Annotated in this window: 17 protein-coding genes; 7 read left to right on the top strand and 10 right to left on the bottom strand. The window is 66.5% G+C overall.

From position 1 onward, the window contains the following. Positions 1-48 precede the first annotated feature (48 nt). Positions 49-252, top strand: a complete 204-nt coding sequence (locus AB8808_RS06880; protein ID WP_369927909.1) for a hypothetical protein — start codon at positions 49-51, stop codon at positions 250-252. Between the two features lie 339 nt (positions 253-591). Here AB8808_RS06880 and AB8808_RS06875 read toward each other — a convergent pair whose 3' ends face one another. After that, a complete protein-coding gene (locus AB8808_RS06875; RefSeq protein ID WP_369927907.1) occupies positions 592-2,754 on the bottom strand; it encodes a S46 family peptidase in 2,163 nt (720 codons plus the stop codon). A 70-nt stretch (positions 2,755-2,824) separates the two neighbouring features. After that, a complete protein-coding gene (locus AB8808_RS06870; RefSeq protein WP_369931338.1) occupies positions 2,825-4,996 on the bottom strand; it encodes a S46 family peptidase in 2,172 nt (723 codons plus the stop codon). Between the two features lie 174 nt (positions 4,997-5,170). Here AB8808_RS06870 and tdh point away from each other — a divergent pair, with 174 nt between their 5' ends. Then, positions 5,171-6,193: an L-threonine 3-dehydrogenase gene (gene tdh, locus AB8808_RS06865; RefSeq protein ID WP_369931337.1), complete on the top strand. Its 1,023-nt coding sequence runs from the start codon at positions 5,171-5,173 to the stop codon at positions 6,191-6,193. Continuing rightward, positions 6,190-7,389, top strand: a complete 1,200-nt coding sequence (gene kbl, locus AB8808_RS06860) for a glycine C-acetyltransferase (protein WP_369931336.1) — start codon at positions 6,190-6,192, stop codon at positions 7,387-7,389. Before tdh ends, kbl begins: the two co-directional genes overlap by 4 nt. A gap of 7 nt (positions 7,390-7,396) precedes the next feature. Here kbl and AB8808_RS06855 read toward each other — a convergent pair whose 3' ends face one another. Further along, positions 7,397-8,164: a pseudouridine synthase gene (locus tag AB8808_RS06855; RefSeq protein WP_369927905.1), complete on the bottom strand. Its 768-nt coding sequence runs from the start codon at positions 8,162-8,164 to the stop codon at positions 7,397-7,399. 164 nt (positions 8,165-8,328) lie between these two features. Here AB8808_RS06855 and AB8808_RS06850 point away from each other — a divergent pair, with 164 nt between their 5' ends. Then, positions 8,329-8,838, top strand: a complete 510-nt coding sequence (locus tag AB8808_RS06850) for a hypothetical protein (RefSeq protein WP_369927903.1) — start codon at positions 8,329-8,331, stop codon at positions 8,836-8,838. Positions 8,839-9,106: 268 nt separating this feature from the next. Here AB8808_RS06850 and AB8808_RS06845 read toward each other — a convergent pair whose 3' ends face one another. From AB8808_RS06845 to AB8808_RS06835, 3 genes are all read right to left on the bottom strand, one after another. Next, positions 9,107-9,772: a C40 family peptidase gene (locus AB8808_RS06845; RefSeq protein WP_369927901.1), complete on the bottom strand. Its 666-nt coding sequence runs from the start codon at positions 9,770-9,772 to the stop codon at positions 9,107-9,109. Positions 9,773-10,093: 321 nt separating this feature from the next. After that, positions 10,094-10,798 (bottom strand): YggS family pyridoxal phosphate-dependent enzyme, encoded by a 705-nt coding sequence (locus tag AB8808_RS06840; RefSeq protein ID WP_369927899.1) that lies wholly within the window; start codon positions 10,796-10,798, stop codon positions 10,094-10,096. Further along, positions 10,795-12,237: a M20 family metallopeptidase gene (locus AB8808_RS06835; protein WP_369927897.1), complete on the bottom strand. Its 1,443-nt coding sequence runs from the start codon at positions 12,235-12,237 to the stop codon at positions 10,795-10,797. The genes AB8808_RS06840 and AB8808_RS06835 overlap by 4 nt, the downstream gene beginning before the upstream one ends. 193 nt (positions 12,238-12,430) lie before the next feature. Between AB8808_RS06835 and AB8808_RS06830 the strand changes: the two genes are divergently transcribed. The 3 genes from AB8808_RS06830 (at position 12,431) to AB8808_RS06820 (ending at position 13,874) form a co-directional block, all read left to right on the top strand. After that, positions 12,431-12,757: a ComEA family DNA-binding protein gene (locus tag AB8808_RS06830; protein WP_369927894.1), complete on the top strand. Its 327-nt coding sequence runs from the start codon at positions 12,431-12,433 to the stop codon at positions 12,755-12,757. A gap of 95 nt (positions 12,758-12,852) precedes the next feature. Next, entirely contained in the window at positions 12,853-13,314 is a 462-nt protein-coding gene (locus AB8808_RS06825) for an SET domain-containing protein-lysine N-methyltransferase (RefSeq protein ID WP_369927892.1), read from the top strand. Between the two features lie 17 nt (positions 13,315-13,331). Beyond that, entirely contained in the window at positions 13,332-13,874 is a 543-nt protein-coding gene (locus AB8808_RS06820; protein ID WP_369927890.1) for a GNAT family N-acetyltransferase, read from the top strand. Here AB8808_RS06820 and AB8808_RS06815 read toward each other — a convergent pair. From AB8808_RS06815 to AB8808_RS06800, 4 genes are all read right to left on the bottom strand, one after another. After that, positions 13,871-14,776, bottom strand: a complete 906-nt coding sequence (locus tag AB8808_RS06815; RefSeq protein WP_369927888.1) for a hypothetical protein — start codon at positions 14,774-14,776, stop codon at positions 13,871-13,873. The genes AB8808_RS06820 and AB8808_RS06815 overlap by 4 nt on opposite strands. Then, the gene (locus AB8808_RS06810) at positions 14,773-17,019 is read right to left on the bottom strand and encodes a M1 family metallopeptidase (RefSeq protein ID WP_369927886.1); all 2,247 of its coding nucleotides are present in this window, start codon (positions 17,017-17,019) and stop codon (positions 14,773-14,775) included. The genes AB8808_RS06815 and AB8808_RS06810 overlap by 4 nt, the downstream gene beginning before the upstream one ends. A gap of 88 nt (positions 17,020-17,107) precedes the next feature. Further along, positions 17,108-17,965: a 2OG-Fe(II) oxygenase gene (locus AB8808_RS06805; RefSeq protein WP_369927883.1), complete on the bottom strand. Its 858-nt coding sequence runs from the start codon at positions 17,963-17,965 to the stop codon at positions 17,108-17,110. An 88-nt stretch (positions 17,966-18,053) separates the two neighbouring features. Continuing rightward, positions 18,054-18,335 (bottom strand): GIY-YIG nuclease family protein, encoded by a 282-nt coding sequence (locus AB8808_RS06800; protein ID WP_369927881.1) that lies wholly within the window; start codon positions 18,333-18,335, stop codon positions 18,054-18,056. Between the last annotated feature and the right edge of the window lie 6 nt (positions 18,336-18,341).

Here is an 18,341-nt window from a genome sequence, read left to right as displayed (position 1 = left end):
GGCAGCAGCTGATACCGCAACACCAGCTGATATTCTTGGGGGGAATACATGGACGAGGCCGGAACCGTGCAAGACGCAGAACTCGAACAACTCCGCGCAAACATCAACAAAACCATGGCGGAGACCATGAAAATCGGTGCCGAAACCGCGAAGGTCATCGCGGAGCAGCGGTACTACCCGATGATCGCCCTTGGAGCGATCATCGTCAGCGCCCTGAGTGCCGTCGCGGTGCTGATCGCCAAGCTTCTCTAGCGATCCTCACGACCTCGGAACCCTACTGACGGACACGCCGTACTCGCGGTTTTTTTCAGGCGCCCCTCCGCGGAGATGCCGCATCGAACAACGCCGCGAGCGTCGCTTTCCTCTCGGGCACCTCAGTCGCCAGCGAGGTGTCGGGTGATCATCCTCTGAGCGAGTTCGGCCGCTTGCGGCCGCTGCCCGAGCGCAGAGGGTGCTCACCCGACGCCTCCTCCCGTTATCGCACGAGCCTCGCGCTTCTCTCCCGGCACTGCGCGAAGATCCATAAGAAAGGCTCGCCGGTAACGGCGAGCCTTTCTCAGTCATGTACGAAGAACGTTTGCCCCGCGACGATTACTTCGCGGGCACACCCATTTCCTTCAGCAGGTTGTCCGCGTGATCGAGGTGGTGCATCACCCACAACATGTAGCGCACATCCACCTGAATCGACCGGTTGAGCTTCGGGTTGAACAGCCAGTCGCCGCTCACCGACTCCCAGTTGCCGTCGAAGGCCAGACCTACGAGGCGACCCTCGGCGTCCAGTGCCGGCGAGCCGGAGTTGCCGCCGGTAATGTCGAGGTCGGCAAGGAAGTCCACCGGCAGCGTGCCAAGCTTCTTCGAGGCGTAGCCGTCGAAGGCCTTCGCCTTGATCGCATCGATCTCGGCCTTGGGTGCATCGAACGGGTCTTCACCGGTGTTCTTCTCCACGATGCCCTCGGCCGTGGTGAAGGCCGAGTAGCTCACGCCATCGCGCGGCGCCACGCCCTTCACGTTGCCGAAGGTCACGCGCAGCGAGCTGTTCGCATCCGGGTAGACAGGCAGGCCCTGTGACTCCTTCCACGCGATGATCGCCTGCATGTAGCGCGGGCGCAGCTTGGCCAGTTCGCCCTCGCGGGCATCGTCCTGCTGGTCGATCATCTTCAGTTCCGGCAGCAGTGCACGGGCCAGCTTGAGCATGCTGTCGTTGCTGGCGGCCAGTGTCTTCGCGTCGGCCTTGAACCACTTCATGCGCTCGGCGGTGTCGCCCAGCTTGCTGCCCTTGTACAGGGCGGCCACCTTCGCCTGGATCGCGGGACGCGTGGACGCGCCACCCAGCCAGGTGTCCAGCCCGGGCAGGCGCTGATCCTTCGGCAGGGATACATAACGCACCAGGGCGTTGGTCAGCAGTTCCTGGTCGGTCTGCGCGTCGTAGCGACGCTCCATCTGCTTCAGGCCGCCTTCGATGCGCGGTTCGTCGCGCTCCTGGTAGCCCGACTCGCGGTCCATGTCCGGCTTGGCGCGCTCGTCGGCCAGCTTCGCCAGGCGCACGCCCGCGGAGAACAGCTGCGTGCGCTGGATGAGCATCAGGTCCAGGTCGCGTTCGCGCGTGGCCTGATACTCGGTCAGCTTCGCCTTCAGCTGGGCGATGTCGGCGGCCAGCGCCTGGTTCTCGGCGCCGCCCTGCTTGGCCAGCCAGGCGTTGAGGTCGGCCTCCTGCTTCTGCTTGACCGCGACGGCATCCGCGCGACGCAGGCCCTCGAGCTGGCCGCCGAAATTCTTCAGGTAGTTGTTGAGGCCGGCGACGAGGCTGGCGTACTTCACGGTGACGTTGGGATCGCGCTTGCCGTTGGCGGCGATGGTGTCGAGCTGCTGCTGGTACAGCTTGATCTGCGTCGGGTAGATCCAGTCGATGGCGCTGCTGACTTCCTGGGCCAGGCGGTACCGGTTGGTGCGGCCGGGGTAACCCACCACCATCACGTAGTCGCCTTCGTCCACGCCCTGCGCATTGACCTTGATGACATGCTTGGGATGGTACGGCACGTTGTCCCTGGAGTAAGCGGCGGACTTGCCGTCCTTGGCGACATACGCGCGCAGGTAGCTGAAGTCGCCGGTGTGACGCGGCCACATCCAGTTGTCGATGTCGCCACCGAACTTGCCGATGGACTCGGGCGGGGCGTACACCAGGCGCACGTCCTTGATCTCCAGCTGCTTGATCAGCTGGTAGCTGTAGCCACCGTGGAACGTGTAGACATCGCAGCGATAGCCGTCGGTCTCGCAGGCCTTGACCAGCGACTTCTTCGCCCGGTCGATCGCGTCGTAGCGCTGCTGCCCGGTCATCGACGCGGTGAGCTTGCCGGTGACGTCGGCCGTGACGTCACGGATTTCCTCGGTGACGAAGACCCGCATGTCGGGCGAGCCCGGCAGTTCCTCGGCCGGCGTCTTCGCGAGGAAGCCCTGCTCGATGAGGTTCTTGTCCTTGGTCGAGTTGTACTGCAGCGCGCCGTAGCCGCAATGGTGGTTGGTGACCACCAGGCCGTCCGGCGACACGAACGACGCCGTGCACCCGCCCAGGCTGACGATCGCGCCCATCGGGTACGCCGTGAGGTCGGTGAGCGATGCGGGATCGAGCTTGAGGCCATGCTGCTTCAGCGTGGCGGCGATCTTCGGCAGCTGGGCCGGCTGCCACATGCCTTCCACGGCGTGGGCAACGGGAACGAACGCGGCCGCGAGGGCGGCGGCAAGGGCAAGTCGGCGCATGGGGTGATACTCCCTGAGTGTTATAAGGTAACAATGCGGCACGGGCCCGCGAGGGGCTATGTGCCGGAGGTCATGGGTGCGCCGGCGCATGGGCCGCGGGAACCCCCAGTTCCTCCAGCAATGCCGGCGACGGGTACACCTTGTCCATCAGCCAGCGCATGTAGCGCATGTCGACATGGATGGCGCGCTTGTAGCGCGGGTCGTACATCCAGCTGGCGCTGACGGCCTCCCAGTTGCTGTCGAAGTTCAGCCCGACCAGTTCGCCCTTCGCGTTCACCACGGGCGAGCCCGAGTTGCCACCGGTGGTGTCGAGGTTGCTGAGGAAGTCGACCGGCATGGCGCCTGTACGTGGATCGGCATAGCCCGCGAAGTCGGCCTTGCGGATCGCGTCGATGAGCGGCTTGGGCGCATCGAACGGGAACCGTCCGGTGTTCTTCTCGACAATACCCTGCACGGTGGTGACCGGCGCGTAGCTCACGGCATCGCGCGCCGCCAGCGGCGTCACCTTGCCGTAGCTGACCCGCAGGGTGGAGTTGGCATCGGGATAGACCGCCTTGCCCTGGCTCTGGCGATACGCCACCAGCGCCTGCATGTACGCCGGCCGCAGGCGCATGAGGTCACCCTCTCGCGCCTTCTTCTCATCCTCCATGCGCAACAACGCGGGGCGAAGTGCGCGAGCGACGACCAGCAGGGCGTCGTCGTCATGCTCGATCGTATCCGGTGTGGCGGCGAACAGGCGTTCGCGCTGGGCATCGTCGCCCAGGCGGGTAGCCGCGTAGAGGCGGTCCAGCGCCCGGGTCAGTTCGGCAGGCGTGCGGCCGAACACGGTGTCCAGCTCGTGCAGGCGCTGCGCGTCGGGCAGCTGCTGATAGCGTGTCATCAACGTGCCGACCAGCGCCTTTTCCACGGCGGGATCGTAGCGGCGCTGGATCTGCCGCAGCTGGCTGTGGATCATCTCCTCGTCGCGCTTCTGGTAGCCGGATTCGCGCGCCGCGTCATCCTTGCGCCGTTCCACCGACAGTCGATCGATCGACAGCGCGCCACGCATCAACTGGGTCTGCGCCGACAACAGGCCGACCAGCAGGTCGCGCTCGCGCACGTCCTTGCCCTGCGCGATCAACGCCATGACCTGATCGATCGAGGGCCGCAACGCCTTCGCGTCCGGCTGGGTAGCCAGCCACGCCAGCGTGGCTGCTTCGTCCTCGCCACGCACGGCCACCGCGTCGCTCCGCTCAAGGCCTTCGCGCTCGCCGCTGAAACGCTTGATGCTGTTCTTCAACGACTGCAACTGCGACGCATAGCGGATGCCCGCGTCCTTGTCAGTCTTGCCCTGCGCTTCGATCACGTCCTGCAAGGCCTTGAGCACGGTCACCGCGGTGGGCAGCCGCCACTGCACCTGATCGGCGAACTCGGCCGCGGTGCGATGGCGGTACGTGGTGCCCGGATAGCCGGCCAACATGACGAAGTCGCCCTCCGCCACGCCCTCGGTAGCTATCTGCAGATGGGAGGGCGGGTGGTAGGGCACGTTGTCCGGCGAGAAATCGGCCGGCTTGCCGTCCTTGCCCACGTAGGCGCGCAGCACCGTGAAGTCGCCCGCATGGCGCGGCCAGACGAAGTTGTCGATCTCGTCGCCGTAGTTGCCGATGGCGCGCGGCGGGGCGTACACCAGCCGGATATCGCGCAGTTCCAGCTGGCGCACGAGGTAGAAGTCGCGGCCGTAGAACATCGTCGAGACGCTGCAGCGGATGCCGGCCTCCGCTTCGCACTCGGCGACGAGCGACTTGCTGGCGGCATCCACGGCGTCGTAGTACGCCCTGCCCGTGGTACCGCGCGCGGCGGCCAGGATGCGGTCGGTGACCTTGTCGAAGCCGACGGTCACGCGGAGACGGTAATCGGGGTTGGCCGGCAGTTCGCCCGCACGGTCGGGCGTCACGAAGCCGTCGGTGATCAGGTCGCGGTCCGCCCGCGTGTTGTACTGGATCACCCCGAAGGCCACATGGTGGTTGGTCAGCACCAGGCCGTCGGACGAGACGAACGCCCCGGTGCCGCCGCCGATCCGGACCACCGCGTTCAACGGCGCGCGGGTGAGATCGGCGAGATCGTTCGGGTTGCCGCGGAAGCCGGCCTCCTTGAGGTTCTTCGCAAGCGAGGGCAGCTGCGATGGCAGCCACATGCCTTCGTCGGCCTTCGCATCCAGGCCCAGCGCCATGGCCGCGCCCAGCATCATCGTTCGCATTCCCATCATCGGTGCCCCTGTCGGTCTTGCCCAAAGCGGACCCGACCATAGAGGCGGCGGGGCGGTCGTGGCAATGGCGCGGCGCACCACGACCGGATCGATGGCGGCCTTATAATCGCGGTTTGGGTCCGCCCCCGGACCTTCCCCGCACGGAACCCTGTGAAGCCCATGCAGCAGACGATGAAGGCGCTGGTCAAGCGCAAGCCCGAACAAGGCATCTGGATGGAAGAAGTGCCGGTGCCGCAGCCCGGCCCGAACGAAGTCCTGATCAAGATCGAGAAAACCGCCATCTGCGGTACCGACCTGCACATCTACAAATGGGATGAATGGTCCCAGCGCACGATCACCCCGGGGCTGACCATCGGCCACGAGTTCGTCGGCCGCGTGGCCGAGATCGGCCCCGGCGTCACCGGCTACGCCATCGGCGACCGTGTCTCCGCCGAGGGGCACATCGTCTGCGGCCACTGCCGCAACTGCCGTGCCGGCCGCCAGCACCTGTGCCCGAACACCACCGGCATCGGCGTGAACCGCAACGGCGCCTTCGCCGAATACATGACCATGCCCGCCTCGAACCTCTGGCCGATCCCGGACCAGGTGCCCTCCGAGCTGGCCGCCTTCTTCGACCCGTACGGCAACGCCGCGCACTGCGCGCTGGAATTCGACCTGATCGGCGAAGACGTGCTGATAACCGGCGCCGGCCCCATCGGCATCATCGCCGCGGGTATCGCCAAGCACGTGGGCGCGCGCAACGTGGTGGTCACCGACGTGAACGACTACCGGCTCAAGCTGGCCGCCGACATGGGGGCCACGCGCGTGGTCAACGTGTCGAAGCAGTCGCTGAAGGACACCGTGAAGGACCTGCACATCGAAGGCTTCGACGTGGGCCTGGAGATGAGCGGCAACCCGCGCGCCTTCGGCGACATGCTCGACTGCATGTACCACGGCGGCAAGATCGCCATGCTGGGCATCATGCCGCGCGGCGCCGGCATCGACTGGGACAAGGTGATCTTCAAGGGCCTCACCCTGCAGGGCATCTACGGCCGGAAGATGTACGAGACCTGGTACAAGATGACCCAGATGGTACTCACCGGCTTCCCGCTGCAGAAGGTGCTGACCCATCAGATCGCCATCGACGATTTCCAGCGCGGCTTCGACCTGATGGACGCGGGTCACTGCGGCAAGGTGGTGTGCTCATGGACATGACCTACCCGGGCCAGACACGTTTCGCCAGCGAACTCGACGCCATCCGCGAGCAGGGACTGTTCAAGCGCGAGCGCATCATCGTCTCGCCGCAGTCGGCGCGGATCACCCTCGAGGACGGCCGTTCCGTCCTCAACTTCTGCGCCAACAACTACCTGGGCCTGGCCGACCACCCCGAGGTGATCCAGGCCGCCAAGGATGCGCTGGACACCCATGGCTTCGGCATGGCCAGCGTGCGCTTCATCTGCGGCACGCAAGACCTGCACAAGGAACTGGAGTCGAAGATCGCCACGTTCTTCGGCAAGGAGGACACCATCCTCTACGCCGCCTGTTTCGACGCCAACGGCGGGCTGTTCGAACCGCTGCTGGGCGAGGAAGACGCGGTCATCTCCGACGCTCTCAACCATGCGTCGATCATCGACGGCATCCGGCTGTGCAAAGCCAAGCGGTTCCGCTACGCCAACTGCGACATGGCCGATCTGGAAGCCCAGTTGCAGGCGGCCGACGCGGCCGGCGCGCGGACCAAGCTGATCACTACCGACGGCGCGTTCTCGATGGACGGCTTCGTGGCCCCGCTGGCCGAGATCACCGCGCTGGCGGCGAAGTACGGCGCCCTCGTGCACATCGACGAATGCCATTGCACCGGATTTCTTGGCGACACCGGCCGCGGCTCGGCCGAGGTACATGGCGTGCTCGACAGGATCGACATCATCACCGGCACGCTGGGCAAGGCCCTGGGTGGCGCGCTGGGCGGTTTCACCACCGGCCGCCGCGAGGTGATCGAACTGCTGCGCCAGCGCTCGCGGCCGTACCTGTTCTCCAATTCACTGCCACCGCATGTGGTGGCGGCGGGTACCAAGGTCTTCGACATGCTGGACGCCGCGGGCGACCTGCGCGAGAAGGTGAAGGAGAACACGCGCTATTTCCGCGAGAAGATGACCGAAGCGGGTTTCGACATCCGTCCCGGCCAGCATCCCATCGTGCCGGTGATGATCTACGACGCCAAGCAGGCCCAGGCCATGGCGGCCGACCTGCTCGACGAGGGCATCTATGTCACGGGGTTCTTCTTCCCGGTGGTGCCGCAGGGCAAGGCGCGCATCCGCACCCAGATGAGCGCGGCGCACACGCGCGAGCACCTGGATCACGCCATCGCGGCGTTCACCCGGGTAGCCAGGAAGCTGGGCATCCTGGCAGCCTGAGAAAACCCTACGGAAGTCGCCGCAATGCGGCGACTTCCGTCGCGGTGAGGTGTCGCCACGCGCCCTTGGCCAGGTCGCCGAGTTCGAGCGTACCGATCGCGACCCGGACCAGGCGCTGCACATCGAAACCCAGGGCACTCACCAGACGGCGGATATGCCGGTTGCGCCCTTCGTCCAGTGTCACTTCCAGCCATGCCGTGCGCTCGCCCTGGCGAAGTAACGAAACGGCGACCGCGCGCAATCGCTCGCCGCCGTCGTCGACGCCGTCCCGCATCGCCGCGAGGGTCGGCGCATCCGGCTGCCCGCGCACCTGCACGTGATAGGTCTTCGCCACATGCGTGGCCGGCTCCGTGATTCCGGCGGCCCATACGGTGTCGTTGCTGAGCAGGAGCAGACCCTCGCTGGCCTTGTCCAGGCGCCCCACCGGTCCCAGCCACGGCAGGCCGGCCCCCTCAAACAATGAATACACCGTGTCGCGTCCGCGCTCGTCGGCGGCGGAGACGACGATGCCGCGCGGCTTGTTCAGTACCAGGTAGACCTTCTCCGCGGCATCGGCCCCGATCCCATCGAAGGCGATCTGCTCGTGCCCGGCGATCGGCCACTCCGGATCGCGTACGACGTTGCCATCGACGCGTACCCGCCCTTCCCGCACGGCTTTTTCAGCCTGACTGCGCGAACATACACCGCGTTTGGACAGCACGCGGGCAAGGCCATAGCGCGGCGATGACGATGAGCCGCGGGATCGGAGCGGGATGTGACCGGGATAGCCTGCCATATCCAAAAGGATAGCGCCGATCGCGCCGGATTTGCCCCTGATTCCCTTACGACGCCCGATATATGGCCGGACCGGCGACCGGCGCGGACAATGCGAACGGCAACATGACGTTGCACAGCTCTGCAGCCGGCTGCATGGAGTGGCTGCCATGAAAGGAGAGGGACATGGGATTCATCAATCCGCGCCGCGCGCGCGGCGGCAAGTCGGTCAACAACACACAGTCCACCCTGGTCGAGGACTTCGATACCCTGGCCGCCGGCACCTGGATCGTGCCTGACCATCCTGTGATCACCGGCTGGTTGACCATCGAGGCCGTGGAAGGCCACGCCGTCGTCACACCGATCACCGAGCGGGACGGGAACCAGCTGACCATGGTCCAGGCAGGGGGAAATGCAGATCCGTTTTGCGGCCTGTCATTTACGTCGCGACGCGCCTCAGCCGTCATCCTGGATGTTTTCTCGCCTGCGGCGGGTCAGCTCTACATCCAGCTTTACGATCATCTTGTCGATAACCCGGAAGACGCGACCTTCTCTGAAAAATGGATCTCGCTGACCAAAGGACGAAACCTTATCCAGGAGTCGCACCCGGAAGGCCTTCGCATCGAGGCCGTGGCGCTATCCCCGGACTACATGGATATCCTCGTCGTCGACAACCTGACCCTGGTCGGCGTCTAGATTCCGACAAAAAAAGTCTCATCGCGGATTACCGGGGATGGGTCGCCTTCGGCTTCGCAGTTGCTTTTTTGCGGCGTGCGGTGTGGCGCGAAGAGCCGGCGGGTAGCCCCCTCGGTGCCACGCCTGGGTGGCACCCGCCGGCTCTTGCTCCGAGACGCCAAGGCTAAACGCGGTGCCGAAGGCGAGCCCACCACTGCAATCCGCGATGAGCCAAAAAAAACGGCATGCCGGAGCATACCGTTTCGGAAAATACGTTGAAGGGTACCCGTCAGATCTTGGCGATACCTTCGGGGCGCTTGGCGCCGGCGAAGTGCTTGGACCAGTAGGCCTCGTTGAGGCTGTCCACGCGAACCGTCTTGCCCGCCGACGGGGAGTGGATGAACTGGCCGTTGGCGATGTACATGCCGACGTGCGAGATGGCCTTGCCGCGGGTGCGGAAGAACACCAGGTCGCCCGTCTTCATTTCGTTGCGCTTGACCTTGAGGCCGGCGAGGAACTGGCTGGCCGAGTTGGTCGGCAGGTCGAGGCCGATGCTGTGGGCGAAGACGTAGCGGACGAAACCGCTGCAATCGAAGCCGGTGGACGGAGCGCGGCCACCACGGTGGTAGCGGATATCGCGCAGTTTCATCGCGAAAGAAAGCAGGGCCTCGCGGGCATGGCCATCGACGTGGCCGGCGAGCTTGGCGGAGGCGGCGGCAACGACGCTGTCGTCGTCTTCGTCGTCGGCCAGGGAATCGTCGTCGGAGGACGTGGTGTCAGCGACCGCGGCGGTGGATTTCGGGGCGGTGAGCGACGCCTTCGGGGCGGTGAGCGAAGCGATGTCCGGAATGGCCGACTGGGCCAGGGCGTTCGCCGGTGCGAACACGGGAAGATCGGTGAGGAGCAGCGTTGCGGACTGGTCAAGACCCTGTGGAGCGGCGACGGTGTCGGCCATGACGGGTGTGACGGAAGCGATGCAGCAGGAGGCTAACGCGAGAGCGGTCAGTCGCTTTAAATGCATGAGCGATAAGGCCTATTCATCGTGAAGTTAAGCCGCCGTGAAGGTGAGACGACCGTGAACGAGTGGTGAAGTTACCAAACGACGACGGCCTTGTTGTTGGCATAAAGTTAAAAGCGGCTTGTCCTAGGAAACATTCATGCAAGTCGCACAAAAATGCGGGCTGCGAGACGGAAACCTGAACACATAGAAGTACTTGGCTTCACATATGTGAGCACGAAATCACGCGAATAGCCCTTTAGCGGGCTCCGTAAGCCGTCACTGGGCGTAGGTGCGTGCCCCGAAAAGGGCGCTGCCGACGCGTACTTCCGTACTGCCTTCCGCGATCGCCAGAGCAAAATCGCCACTCATGCCCATGGAAAGCCGGTCGAGTGCATGGCCCGCCTGACGGCCCGTCTCGCGGCACATGTGCAACGTGCGGAAACAGTGCCTGACCACCGCCTCATCGTCGGACGCTTCCGCCAGGGTCATCAGACCACGGACGCGCAACGAGTCGAAGGCACGCAACTGTTCCAGGAACGCGGGCAGCGCCTCGGGGGCCAGTCCGAACTTGCTCTCTTCCCGGGAGGTCTTGACCTGCACCAGGATGTCGATCGCCCTGCCCTGCGCCTGCAACGCCTTGTCGAGCGCCACGGCCAGGTCGAGGCGGTCCAGCGACTGCACCTCGCTCACCAGGCGCGCCACCGGCTTGGCCTTGTTGGTCTGCAGGTGGCCGATGACGACCCAGTCGAGGGCCTCGGCGGCCAGCTCGGCCGCTTTCGCCTGGATCTCCTGGACCTTGTTTTCGCCGAACCGGCGCAGGCCGAGGGCGACGGCCTCGCGCACCACGTCGGCACCGAACGTCTTGCTGACCGGCAGCAGGGTGACCTCCGCCGGATTGCGTCCCACCGCCGCGCATGCGGCGGCCATGGCACCACGCACGCCCGCGAGGCGATCGGCGAAGGTGCCCGTACCGTCGGTCATGCCTTCGAGGCTTCCTGGAAGTGGCGCGCGACGACATCGGCCACGACCATGCTCACCCTCTTGCCCGTGGGGATATGCAGGAATTCGTTCGGACCGTGGGCGTTGGAGTGCGGCCCCAGCACACCGGTGATGAGGAACTGCGCCTGCGGGAACTTGTCGCCGAGCATCCCCATGAACGGGATGCTGCCGCCTTCGCCCATGTACGCGGCGGGCGCGCCGAAGTAATGCTGCGAAGCCTGCGCCACGGCATCCTCGAGCCAGGGTGAGAGGGCGGGCGCGTTCCAGCCGCTGCCATCCTTCTCCAGATCGAAGCTGACCCGGGCGCCGTAGGGCGGATCCTTCTCAAGCAGCTGCTTGAGGAATGCGCCGGCCTCCGCTCCCGAGAGGGTCGGCGGCACGCGCAGGCTCAGCTTCACCGAGGTCTTCGGGCGCAGCACGTTGCCGGCGCTGTCCAGCGGGGGCATGCCACCCACGCCGGTCACCGCCAGCTGCGGCCGCCAGGTGCGATTGAGCACCAGTTCGCTCAGGTCGACGGTGGCCGGTTGCATGCCTTCGACGAAGGGAAACTTGTCGTAGATGGCAGTGCCCAGGACCTCGGCCGAACGGCGGGCCTGCTCGATACGCTGGGCCGGGATCTCGACATACAGCTCGCGCGGCACGATCTCGCCGGTCTGCGGGTTCTCCAGGCGGCTGAGCAGGTCGCGCAGGATGCGGAAGCTCGACGGCACCACGCCCGATGCGTCGCCGGAATGGACGCCTTCCTCGAGGACCTGCACGGTCAGGTTGCCGCCGGTCATGCCGCGCAGCGACGTGGTCAGCCACAGCTGATCGTAGTTGCCGCAGCCGGAGTCGAGGCAGACCACCAGGGCCGGGTTGCCGATGCGGCCGGCCAGGTGATCGACGTAATGCGGCAGGTCGTAGCTGCCCGATTCCTCGCAGGCCTCGATCAGGATGATGCAGCGGGCATGCGGCACGCCCTGTTCGCGCAGCGCCAGCAGGGCGGCGAGCGAGCCGAAAATGGCGTAGCCGTCGTCCGCGCCGCCACGACCGTAGAGCTTGTCGCCCTTGATCACGGGCTGCCACGGGCCGAGATCCTCGGCCCAGCCCGTCATCTCCGGCTGTTTGTCGAGGTGGCCGTAGAGCACGACGGTTTCGTCGGTGGCCTTGCCGGTCACGCCCTGGGCGGGCACGTCGATATAGATCAGCGGCGTGCGGCCTTCCAGGCGCACTACCTCGAGCGTGGCACCTTCGAAGGCCGGCAGCTTCGCACGCGCCCAGCGCTCCATCAGGTCCACCGCCTGGTCCATGTAACCGTGTTCCCGCCACTGCGCGTCGAACATCGGCGACTTGTTGGGAATGCGGATGTACTCGACCAGCTGCGGGACGATTTCCGCATTCCAGAGGGCACTGACGAAGGAGGTGATGCGCGAGGTATCCATGGCGGGCGGCTTCAGGTGGACAAGCGGCGATTGTAACAGCGCCGACGGAACGGCCCTTCGCGCCGTCGGCGCGGGCGGCGGGCGGGCGCTGCGAAGGCGCACGCCACGGCGCCGCCCGCGCCGGTTCGCGCGTGCGCAGGCGCACCGCACAGTGCCCGGGCGTCATGCGACGCGCCATCGAAGGAAGCACACCGTGAATCGTCTCATCCTCGCCCTCGCGGGCCTCATGATCTCTTCGTCCACCCTCGCCTCCACGCCGGTGAACGTGAACACGGCCGACGCGCCCGTCCTCGCCCAGTCGCTGGACGGCGTCGGGCTGGCCAAGGCCCAGGCCATCGTGGCCTGGCGGGAAGCCCATGGCCCCTTCGAATCCGCCGACCAGCTCACCGAGGTCAAGGGCATCGGCCAGGCGCTGGTCGACCGCAACCGCGAGGCCATCCAGGTGGACGACGGCAAACCGGGCAAGAAGTCCCGGCCGGCCCGGGCCGCCCGCGCCAAGGGTGCCGACGCCGACGACTGAGCCCGACCCTTACGCCGCCGGCGGAACGCGCTACACTCGCGCCCCATGCCGGCGGCGCTTCAGCCCTGCCGGCGGACCTGGGGCCAGATGATCCGATGATCGTGCCGCGTTACCGCATCGCCGCCTCCGCCATTCCCGGCGCCGGCAAGGGTCTTTTTCTCGACGAAGACGTTCCCGCCGGGCGCATCGTCACCGCGCCCGACGCCATCGACCGTACCCACCGTTGGGACGAGATCATGGCCTCCGCGTCCCTGTCGGCCGACCTCCACGCCGCCGCGCGCTGGTTCGAGGACCACTACACCGTCTCTCCCGAGTGGCCCGACGAGTGCTACGTCAACCACAGCTTCGAGCCTACCGGGCTATGGCACCTGGGGTTCATCTTCGCCGCGAGGGATCTGGTCCAAGGCGATGAAATCACGGTGGATTACCGCCACCTGCTCGCGCCCGGCCAGGAAGAAAGCTTTAACGACGCGGCAAGTGGTGAGAAAATAACCGGCTTGTCCTGGCAGGAAAGCCTCACACGCTCGACGCGTGCCCTGGCCGCCCTGCTCGGCTGACTCCCTTGGTCACCTTCATGCCCCTATCCGATATCCCCGTCCTGGAAACGCCGCGCCTGCGGCTCACCGCCCTGACCGAACAGCATTTCGACGATTACGCGCGCATGCTCGCGGACGCCGAAAGCACCCGGTGGATCGGTGACGGCCAGCCCCTGGACCGCATGAACGCCTGGCGTTCCATGGCCATGCTGCTGGGCCACTGGGCCCTGCGCGGCTGCGGCATGTGGGCCATGGAGCTGAAGGACACCAGCGAGTTCATCGGCCGCGCCGGCCTGATGAAACCCGAAGGCTGGCCCGACCTGGAACTGGGCTGGATGCTGAAACCCGAGCACCGCCACCATGGCTACGCGACGGAAGCGGGCGAAGCCATCCTCGCCTTCGCCTGGAACCAGATGCACGCCCAGCGCGTCATCAGTCTGGTGCGCATCGGCAACGAGGCCTCCGACCACGTGGCCGAGCGGCTCGGCGGCGAGCATATCGACAACATCGATTTCCTCGGCGGCGCCACCCACCTGTTCGCCTACTACCCGCCCCATCGCGAACTGCGTCGCGCCGGCTAGACGCGCGCAGCGAAATCGGTACGGCGGCGCTGTGGGTGGGTGCCGACCAGACCGGCCAGCGCCAGCAGGCGTGCGGTGCGCATCCAGGCGATCGCCACCACGCCCAGTTGCACGATAAGAAACGCGACGAACCACGCCCCGCCCACGGCCACCGTATGCCCGCGCCACGCGGCGATGAGAACGGCCACCCCCGCGCATGGCAGGGTAATCGCCAGGTACACCGACAGGCTGGCGAACGGCCGTCGCGCGAACTGTGCGATACCACGGAAGAAGGCGAGCAGCGACGAACGCAACGCGGTATCGGCGATGAACTGGGCCCGCGCCGATTCGACCAGGACCTGCGCGACCACGAAACCGAGCACGGTCAGGGCAAGAGCCCCGTTCTGGTAAAGGTCGGCCGTCGACGGCAGCGACGACGCCTCGACGCGCTCGTCCGCGAATGACGTCACACCCTGCGACAGCAGCACTACCAGTCCATAGGGAAACAGCGAGAGCGGCAGCAGGCGCAGCATGCGCCCGTACTCCGCGGCGCCACCCTGCAACAGCCCCCCGAAGCCCAGCGTACGACCGGCCCGGCCGCCAGCGACCACCATCCCCGTCAGGAACGGGGAAAAGACCAGCGTGAGGATCACGCCGGCGGCGAAGGCGGAACCGGTCCAGGTACTGCGCTGCACCGTGGCCAAGGCATCGGCGAAGAACAGGCCATCGAAATGACGCGCCCAGGCACCCGCATGCACCGAATGTCCGGTCATGTCGTCGAGAACGCTCCACAGCGGCAACGCCACCACCAGCGTCGGCAGCAGCGTGATCGCCACCCAGAGCAGCATCAGCCGCCATTGCAGGCCGCCAATCAAGCCACTACCCAGGGCCGCGGCGGTCGATCGCTTGGTACGGGCGTTCATAGGGTCACCAGCAAGGCGTAGAACCCTTGCAGGAGTGCCGCGACGTCGGCACTCCAGCGATGGGAAGCGGCGTGGTCGGCCTCGACGGTACGGCTGTCGTTGAGCTTGTTGGCATCGAGGTAAAGGATGCGGGCAGGGTCCAGTTCGGCCGAGACACCCTTGGCCGGCCGGATGAAGACGAAGCGTGCCCAGCGCCGCGTGTCGTCCCAGTGCGCGGTTTCCACGCTGCCGTCGGCAAAGGTGACCTTGAGTGTCTGCGGTACCGGAGCACCATCCCGCCAGAGGGTCACCGTGGTTTTCCACGGGAACGGGCCCAGTCCCTTCGCCGCACCGGGGTGGGCTTTTTTCCAGGCGTCGCGTTGGCGCTCGACAGCCGCGTCGTTGTCGTCGCCGCTGGTTTCCACGCGCTTGCCGCCGATCATGGCGGTGCCCGCCAGCGGCAGCACTTCCTCGCTGGCGATGTCGCTGACGCGGTCGTCGATACGGTCGGTGCCGTACACGTACTGGTCGAACACCTGCGCCACCACGGCCGGTTGCCCGGTGGAGGCCGCCAGGGACGCCTGCAGATCGCCGATCGACGGGTGGCGGAAGCGCCAGGTCGCGTAGTAATCCCTGAAGGCCTTCTCCGTCGCCGGCTTGCCCAGCCGTTCCTCCAGGTCGTGCAGGGCCGTGGCGGTACGCGAATACACCGTACCGTACGTCGCACTGGACAGGCGGTCCCACGAGTTCGCGCCCAGCGCGTCGGCCGGCCGCGACAGCATCGCCGCCATGCGCTCGAGCATGAAAACCGGCAGCGCCGGCTCGATGCCGAAAAACCGCCAAAACGGCGTGGTCACATAGACCGGCTGGTTGCGCGCGCGCAGCATGCGCTCGTCCCAGTATTCGTTGAGGCCCTCGTCGAGCATCGGCTCCTCGAACTCGTTCGAGGCGATCAGGCCGTAGAAATAGCCGTGGCCGAACTCGTGCACGGTGACGAAATCCAGCATGTACTCGTCGATCGTCTTCGCCGGCACGCGGGTGTAACTGTCCGCGGTGAAGAAGGTGGGGTATTCCATGCCGCCCGCTTCCGAGGCGTTGAACGGCGGCACCACCGCAGTCACGGTCTTGTATGGGTAAGGGCCCAGCGTGGACGAAAACCAGCCGAGCGCGTCGATGGTGGCCTTCAGCACCGGCTTCGCGGTGGCCGCGTATTCGGGTGGGTAGATCACGCGCACCTTCACCGTCGGGCTGCCCGGGCCGCGCCATTCGCCGTCCATCGTCCGGTAGCCGGGCGCGGCCATCCAGGCGAAGTCGTGCACGTCGGCCTGGATGAAGTGCCAGGTGAGCGCGTCGCCTTCCGGCACCGGCTCGCCCTGCTGTTCGCCGGTGGCACCGACCACGTAGCCCTTGGGCACGGTCATGTGGACGTCGTACTCGCCGAAGTCGGCGTAGAACTCGCTGTTGAAATGGAACGCGTGCACATTCCAGCGCGGCGCCGTCGCGCCGCGCTCCCCGGCCAGTTCGAGCACGCCGATCTTGGGAAACCACTGCCCCACCAGGTGGAACGAGCCGACATAGCCGGTGCGCTCGATCACCCGGGGCAGCTGGCTGTGGAACGACATGTCGAGCGTGACGCTGGCACCCGGCGCCACCGGCCGGGCCAGGTCGACCCGCACCACGGTGTGGTCCGTCGTGGGGCCCCCATCCGGGTGCACGTAGCGCCACGACAGTGCGGCACCGTCCTGCTCCAACCTGCCCAGATCGATGTAGCCCCATTCGCCCTTCTTCACTTCGGCCGCGCCGCGCGAACCGCCGGCACCGGCGAGCACGTTGCGCTCGGTGAAGAACAGGCTGCCCTCGCCTTCAAAGGCATTGAGATACAAATGCAGGAACACCGACGACACCGGACGATCGCTGCGATTGCGCCACGTCAGCTGCTGCTGGCCGTCCACCGTGTGTTTGACCGGATCGAGCCGCGCCTGGATGCGGTAGGACACGACGCGGTCGGACAGCGTGGCCTCGTCGCCCTTGCGGGCACCGCCCCACGCCTCGGGCGCGCTGGGCGTGCGGACGAAGCCGGCATGTGGCGATGCGAAGGGAATCTCGGCGGGAAGCTGCGGCGCCGCGGCAACGGTGCTGGCGGAGGCCGGCACGGGCGGAGCGACGGGAGCTACAGGAACGACATCCTGCGCCCATGCGCCGGCAATGCCGAGCAGCGCCACCGCCGCGACGAAACGAACCACCCTGGCTGCCTTGCGGCGCATCGACCACCCTCCCCTGCAATCCGGAAAGATTGCGGGCTGGGCCCTTCATGCCGATATAGGCCAGAGGTCACGGTTCACGCCCGTTCGATCAACCGGGGAACGGGCGCTCGCGCATCCACTTGGTGACGATCCATTTCTCGCCACGGATCACCGGTGCGCCGCCGTGCAGCGACAGCACATCGAGTGCCCCGTCGGCGTCGGTGTACTCGAAATACAACGCCTGCCCCTTGCGCGGCACGTAGCTGAAGTCGATGCGCGGGAAGATGGTTTCCCCGCCCGCTTCGACATCCGCCAGGTACATGATCAGCGTGGACACCCGCTGGCCGCCTTGCCGCAGCGGAACCTCGCTGCCCTTTTCCTCCGGCGGGAAATAATCGTAGTGGGGAACGTATTCACCACCGATGCCGTAACGCATCACCTGCAGGCCTTCACCGTGCTCCTCGCTCAGGCCCATGATGGCCGCGGCCCGTGCATCGATGCGCTGGATCAGCGGATTCTCCGAACGCTGGAAGAACGCGCCTTCGCTCGTGCGGATATCCATGACGGTGTTGGCCCCGGATTCCGGCGAGACCACGGCGGAGCGTTCCAGGCGAACCTGCGCCATGTGCATCAGCTGGTCGCACTCCGCATCGTCGAGCACGCCGTCGAGCAACGCGACCACGGGCCGTGCGATACGCAACAGCACGCGGATATCGCGGTCGGGGGCGTGCAGGATGTGGCCCTGGGCGAGTCGCGAGACGTGGGGCGTGGCCGCCACCGACGGTTCGCCGCCCGGCCCGGCCGCGCCGAACAAGGCATCGCTGATGGCACTGCGCGCGATGCCGGTATCGAACTGGTGGTCGCGCATCGTGGCCAGGATATCGGCCGGCGCGTTGCCCGCGGCGAGCGACTCGGCGATCCAGCGGTACCAATCGGGCGTAACCCTGGTGTGCTTGCGCGTCTCCATGTGCGTGGAGCTCCCTGGCGAATGATCGTGAACAGTGTGCCTTTCCGGCGCCGAAAGTGCATCGTACGCAGCGTGAAGACCCCTGCGCTCAGCCGGCCGGATCGGGCGGCGATGCGTCCAGCCATGCCAGCTTCTTCGCCCGCGGCAGCCGTTTCACCGCCCACTCGGCCCGTGAGGCCTCGGCCCGGTCGGCGAACGGCCGCGAGCCCAGCAGGCGCACGGGCGGATTGGCCCGGGTATAGCGCGCGCCCTTGCCGGCCACATGCGCCGCATAGCGGGCGTCGAGATCGTTGGTGATCCCCGCGTACCAGGCGCCGTTGCGGCATTCGATGAGATAGACGCACCACATGCCGCGTAGCGTAACCGGCATGCCTAC

Source organism: Xanthomonas sp. NCPPB 2632, assembly GCF_041228075.2.
In the GTDB taxonomy this organism is placed as follows: Bacteria; Pseudomonadota; Gammaproteobacteria; order Xanthomonadales; family Rhodanobacteraceae; genus Luteibacter.
Note: the sequence above shows the minus strand (reverse complement) of the source record. Positions and strands in the feature narration are given on the sequence as shown.

What these genes read in the sequence shown, in the direction of transcription:
- AB8808_RS06870 (WP_369931338.1), bottom strand. Translation starts at nt 4,996, where the DNA reads ATGGGAATGCGAACGATGATGCTGGGCGCGGCCATGGCGCTGGGCCTG.
- AB8808_RS06850 (WP_369927903.1), top strand. Translation starts at nt 8,329, where the DNA reads ATGGGATTCATCAATCCGCGCCGCGCGCGCGGCGGCAAGTCGGTCAAC.
- AB8808_RS06810 (WP_369927886.1), bottom strand. Translation starts at nt 17,019, where the DNA reads ATGCGCCGCAAGGCAGCCAGGGTGGTTCGTTTCGTCGCGGCGGTGGCG.
- AB8808_RS06855 (WP_369927905.1), bottom strand. Translation starts at nt 8,164, where the DNA reads ATGGCAGGCTATCCCGGTCACATCCCGCTCCGATCCCGCGGCTCATCG.
- AB8808_RS06800 (WP_369927881.1), bottom strand. Translation starts at nt 18,335, where the DNA reads ATGCCGGTTACGCTACGCGGCATGTGGTGCGTCTATCTCATCGAATGC.
- tdh (WP_369931337.1), top strand. Translation starts at nt 5,171, where the DNA reads ATGAAGGCGCTGGTCAAGCGCAAGCCCGAACAAGGCATCTGGATGGAA.
- AB8808_RS06845 (WP_369927901.1), bottom strand. Translation starts at nt 9,772, where the DNA reads ATGGCCGACACCGTCGCCGCTCCACAGGGTCTTGACCAGTCCGCAACG.
- AB8808_RS06880 (WP_369927909.1), top strand. Translation starts at nt 49, where the DNA reads ATGGACGAGGCCGGAACCGTGCAAGACGCAGAACTCGAACAACTCCGC.
- AB8808_RS06805 (WP_369927883.1), bottom strand. Translation starts at nt 17,965, where the DNA reads ATGGAGACGCGCAAGCACACCAGGGTTACGCCCGATTGGTACCGCTGG.
- kbl (WP_369931336.1), top strand. Translation starts at nt 6,190, where the DNA reads ATGACCTACCCGGGCCAGACACGTTTCGCCAGCGAACTCGACGCCATC.
- AB8808_RS06840 (WP_369927899.1), bottom strand. Translation starts at nt 10,798, where the DNA reads ATGACCGACGGTACGGGCACCTTCGCCGATCGCCTCGCGGGCGTGCGT.
- AB8808_RS06835 (WP_369927897.1), bottom strand. Translation starts at nt 12,237, where the DNA reads ATGGATACCTCGCGCATCACCTCCTTCGTCAGTGCCCTCTGGAATGCG.
- AB8808_RS06815 (WP_369927888.1), bottom strand. Translation starts at nt 14,776, where the DNA reads ATGAACGCCCGTACCAAGCGATCGACCGCCGCGGCCCTGGGTAGTGGC.
- AB8808_RS06875 (WP_369927907.1), bottom strand. Translation starts at nt 2,754, where the DNA reads ATGCGCCGACTTGCCCTTGCCGCCGCCCTCGCGGCCGCGTTCGTTCCC.
- AB8808_RS06820 (WP_369927890.1), top strand. Translation starts at nt 13,332, where the DNA reads ATGCCCCTATCCGATATCCCCGTCCTGGAAACGCCGCGCCTGCGGCTC.
- AB8808_RS06825 (WP_369927892.1), top strand. Translation starts at nt 12,853, where the DNA reads ATGATCGTGCCGCGTTACCGCATCGCCGCCTCCGCCATTCCCGGCGCC.